We start from the raw sequence: 4,494 nt of genomic DNA, 5'->3' as shown, positions 1-4,494 counted from the left end.
TGCTCCGCGACGCCGACGCGACCGGCTGGGATGGCCTCAGGCCCTGATCCCCGCTTCCCTGGGAAGGCTCCCTGTCCACTGTTGCGGCGGGTTAGGTGATGACGTCTGGCTGCTGCCGACCGGTGCGGGCGCGAATCTGGGCAAGGTGATCGGCCAGTTGAATCTGTTCGGCCAAGGCCGCTTGGGGCTCCAGGCCATGTCGGGCCGGATCCGGCTCCAGCCGCTCCAAGTACACCCGCAGGGTGGCTCCGTGGGTGCCGGTTCCCGAAAGCCGGTAGATGATGCGGGATCCATCCTCAAAGCCAATGCGGATCCCTTGGTGGCTGGTGGTGCTGCCGTCCACGGGATCGGTGTAGCTGAAGTCATCGGCATAAGCCACTGTGTGGGATCCCAAGCGCTGGCCCACCCACCCAGGCAGGGAGCGTCGCAAGTCTGCCATCAGCGCCTCGGCCACCTCCACCGGCAGTCCCTCGTAGTCGTGACGGGAGTAGACGTTGCGCCCATAGGTGCGCCAGTGCTCTTCCACGATCTGCCGCACCGGCTGCCGTCGAACGGCCAAAATGTTCAGCCAAAACAGGACGGCCCAGAGCCCGTCTTTTTCCCGGATGTGGTGAGATCCGGTGCCGAAGCTCTCTTCCCCGCAGAGGGTGACCTTGCCGGCATCCAGCAGGTTGCCGAAGAATTTCCAGCCGGTGGGGGTCTCGTAGCAAGGGATCCCCAGCTTGGCCGCCACCCGATCCGCTGCCTGGCTGGTGGGCATGGAGCGGGCAATTCCCGCCAGCCCTTCTCGGTAGCCGGGTACCCGGTGGGCATTGGCTGCCAGCACTGCCAAGCTGTCGCTGGGGGTCACGTAAAATTGGCGGCCCAGGATCAGGTTGCGATCCCCATCCCCATCGGAAGCGGCCCCAAAGTCCGGCCCATCTTCCCGAAACAACAGTTCCACCAACGAGCGGGCATGCACCAGGTTGGGATCCGGGTGTCCGCCGCCAAAATCCGGCAGGGGCTGCCCGTTGAGCACACTGCCCTCTGGTGCTCCCAGGGATCCCTGCAAAATGGCGTGGGCATAGGGGCCGGTGACGGCGTGCATGGCGTCGAAGGCAATGCGGATCCCGGAAGCCAGGTAGTCGCGGATGGCCTCGAAATCGAACAGACGCTGCATCAGGCCCAAGTAATCGGCCACCGGGTCGATGACGGACACCGTGAGGGACCCCAGCCGTTGCTCGCCCAAGCGATCCAGATCGACATCGGGAGCTTCCAGGATGCGGTACTCCCGGATCTGCTGGGTGCGGGCGTAAATGGCCTCGGTCACCTTCTCCGGGGCAGGGCCACCGTTGCCGATGTTGTACTTGATGCCGAAATCCCCCTGGGGGCCGCCGGGGTTGTGGCTGGCAGAGAAGATGATCCCCCCGTAGGCGCCGTACTTGCGGATGAGACAGGAAACCGCCGGCGTGGAGAGGATCCCTCCTTGGCCCACCAGGACTCGCCCGATGCCGTTGGCCGCCGCCATCTTGAGCAGGATCTGAATGGCCTCGCGGTTGTAGTAGCGGCCATCTCCCCCCACCACCAGGGTTTGGCCGGCGGATCCCTCTAGGACATCAAAAATGGATTGGACGAAGTTTTCCAGGTAGTGGGGCTGCTGAAACACCGATACCGGCTTGCGCAGGCCAGAGGTGCCGGGTCTCTGGCCAGGGAAGGGCGTCGTGGGAACAATGCGCAGGCTCATAGTCTGCCGGAAAAGCTGCTTGCTCCTCTACTATCTCATCGTTGGGCCTCTTGTTTGGGCTGAGTTGCATCGGCAGCGCAGACTTCTTTCCCTGCCCATCCATGTGTGGATTGGGTTGAGCGGACTGCATCATCTCGGCTGGTAGCCCTCCATCTTCAATCCCCTGGCTTAACCACCCACTCCACCGGGGTTTTGCTCGGATCCGGCAATTTCAACGAGAACAGCCCCGCCGCCAAGATCAAGAGGGTGGAAAACCAAAGACAGCCCTCCAATCCGTAGAACTGGAAGAGGATCCCAGAAGTTACCGTCCCCAACAGCCGCCCGCCGGAATTGGCCATGTAATAAAAGCCCACATTGAGGGCTACGTCGTCGTCTTCCGTGTAGGCCAGCACCAGGTAGGAATGCACTGCCGAATTGAAGGCAAAGACGATCCCGAACAGGATCAAGCCGCCGGTGATCACCAGCTCCGGTGCCAGCCCGGCCATGAAGGCTGTGGCAATGATCGCCGGCACCGCCGTCAGCACGAAGGTCCAAATCTGGATGGTGCGGGCCTTGGGAGCACGGCCAGGGCGACCCCCACCCAGCAGTTGCGGCGCTACAAACTGAATGAACCCATAGCCAATCACCCAGATGGCCATGTAACTGCCCACCTGCATAAAAGTCCAGCCCAGCTCGTCGTAGAGAAACACCGGCAGGGCCACCACAAACCACACATCCCGCGACCCAAACAGGAAAAAGCGAGCTGCCGAGAGGATGTTGATCTCTCTGCTCTTGGAAAACAGCCGCTTGAAGGGGATCTTGGCCTTGATTTTGCCCATGTCTGCAGGCAGCAGCGCCCCCGAACAGAAGATCAAAGCCAACGCCCCCGCCTGGACAAAGTTGGCCATGCGGAAGCCCATGGGATCCCCGTAGATTTCGGTGAAGATCTGCAGCAGGGCCGCTCCCACAAAGAACCCCACCCCCTTGAGGGCGTTTTTGGATCCCGTGAGCATAGCCACCCAACGAAACAGGCGGGATTCCGCTTCTTTGGGCACCACCAGGCGGATGGCGCTTTTGGAGCTCATCTTGGTGAGATCTTTGGCGATCCCGGCCAGAGCTTGGGCGGTCATCACGTAGGCCACCTGGCCCCAGACCGGCCACTGCAGGTTGATCACCCCCAGCATCACCAGGCCAAAGATCTGAATGGCAATGCCGCCGTAGAGGGTCAGCCGCAGGCCAAAGAGGGATCCAATCCAGCCGCCCAGGAAGTTGGTGATCACCCCGAAGATCTCGTAGAAGAGAAACAGCATGGCAATCTGAATCGGGGTGAAGCCCAACTTGTGGAAGTGCAGCAGCACCAACATGCGGATGGCGCCATCGGTGATGGTGAATCCCCAGTAGGCGGCTGTAACCAGGGCGTAGTTGCGAACCGCAGAGGCTTGAGCCGTCGAAACAGAAGTCATGGGCAGGTCTCCAAGGGAGATGTTTCTATAGACTGCGGGCCACTTTGCGGGCCAGTTCCGCCATGCGGTTGGCGTAGCCCCATTCGTTGTCGTACCAGGCCAGGATCTTCACCTGGGCGCCATCCACCACCATCGTCGAGGGCGCATCCACAATGCTGGAACGGGGATCCCCTTTGAAATCCACCGAGACCAGGGGCAGCTCCTCGTAGCCGAGGATCCCCTTGAGTTCGCCCTCGGCTGCAGTTTTTAAGAGGTGATTGACTTCTTCCACGGTGGTGGGCCGCCTGACTTCGAACACCGCATCGGTCAGGGAAGCGTTCAAGAGAGGAACACGCACCGCAATGCCGTTTAATTTGCCGTTGAGTTCGGGGTAAATCAGACCAATGGCCGTAGCCGAGCCGGTGGTGGTGGGCACCAGAGACAGCAGAGCGGAGCGGGCCCGCCGCAGGTCTTTGTGGGGGGCATCCACCATGGTTTGGGTATTGGTGACGTCATGGATGGTGGTGATCACCCCGTGAACAATGCCGATCCCCTCGTGGATGACCTTCACCAAAGGAGCCAGGCAGTTGGTGGTGCAGGAAGCCGCCGTGAGCAAATGGTGCCGGGCCGGGTCGTACAGGTGATCGTTGACGCCCATAACAATGTTGAGGGCCTCTTCGTCCTTGACAGGGGCAGCCACAATCACCTTGCGCACCCCCGCTTTGAAGTAGGCATCCAGCTCCGCTGCCTTGACAAATTTGCCCGAGCATTCCAGCACTAGCTCGATCCCCAACTCTGCCCAGGGCACTTCACCAGGAGACTTGTGTTCGCTAAAGGTGAGGGTTTTGTCCTGAATGCGCAGCCGGTTATCGGATCCCTCAATGTCGATAGCCCAGCGGCCCTGCACCGAGTCAAACTTCAACAGGTGGGCCGCCGTCGCAGCTCCCCCTTTGATCTCGTTGATGTGGGCGAATTCCAGCTCTTCCCAGCCCCAAGCAGCCCTCAGCACCAGCCGCCCAATGCGGCCAAAACCGTTGATGCCCACCCGCACTGCCATAGCATTGACCCTAGACTTGTCCAGAAGGGATCCCGCTCTCTCAGGGCAAATCCCGCCTCGACTTTATCAGAACGCCCTAGTCGTTTCAAGACAAGTTGATGGGTAGGGTCAGGAGAGACTGGCCGATGGGGGTCGGTTCACGGTTGGCCTTGGGAAATGTTGCCGAATGTCCTGAAATCCAAAAGGGATCCGCTGAGGCAGCCCCAATCGACAACAGGGCCTATCCTGTAGCCGATTTGCAGTCCAGATCCACACCTCTGGGCAACAATTCGCCCAACCCGGCAACCGGTGGC

At 60.9% G+C, this 4,494-nt stretch carries 3 protein-coding genes; all 3 read right to left on the bottom strand.

Going from position 1 to position 4,494, the window contains the following annotated elements:
* Positions 1–91 precede the first annotated feature (91 nt).
* Positions 92–1,723: an alpha-D-glucose phosphate-specific phosphoglucomutase gene (locus NW820_RS10450; protein ID WP_414407445.1), complete on the bottom strand. Its 1,632-nt coding sequence runs from the start codon at positions 1,721–1,723 to the stop codon at positions 92–94.
* A gap of 155 nt (positions 1,724–1,878) precedes the next feature.
* Entirely contained in the window at positions 1,879–3,165 is a 1,287-nt protein-coding gene (gene arsJ / locus NW820_RS10445; protein WP_414343360.1) for an organoarsenical effux MFS transporter ArsJ, read from the bottom strand.
* Between the two features lie 25 nt (positions 3,166–3,190).
* Positions 3,191–4,201 (bottom strand): ArsJ-associated glyceraldehyde-3-phosphate dehydrogenase, encoded by a 1,011-nt coding sequence (locus tag NW820_RS10440; RefSeq protein WP_011433875.1) that lies wholly within the window; start codon positions 4,199–4,201, stop codon positions 3,191–3,193.
* Positions 4,202–4,494 lie beyond the last annotated feature (293 nt).

Origin of the sequence: Synechococcus sp. R55.7 (assembly GCF_047461955.1) — a bacterium.
Taxonomy (GTDB): domain Bacteria; phylum Cyanobacteriota; class Cyanobacteriia; order Thermostichales; family Thermostichaceae; genus Thermostichus.
Note: the sequence above shows the minus strand (reverse complement) of the source record. Positions and strands in the feature narration are given on the sequence as shown.

Coding starts and splice junctions, on each gene's coding strand:
- NW820_RS10450 (WP_414407445.1), bottom strand. CDS start 1,723: ATGAGCCTGCGCATTGTTCCCACGACGCCCTTCCCTGGCCAGAGACCC.
- arsJ (WP_414343360.1), bottom strand. CDS start 3,165: ATGACTTCTGTTTCGACGGCTCAAGCCTCTGCGGTTCGCAACTACGCC.
- NW820_RS10440 (WP_011433875.1), bottom strand. CDS start 4,201: ATGGCAGTGCGGGTGGGCATCAACGGTTTTGGCCGCATTGGGCGGCTG.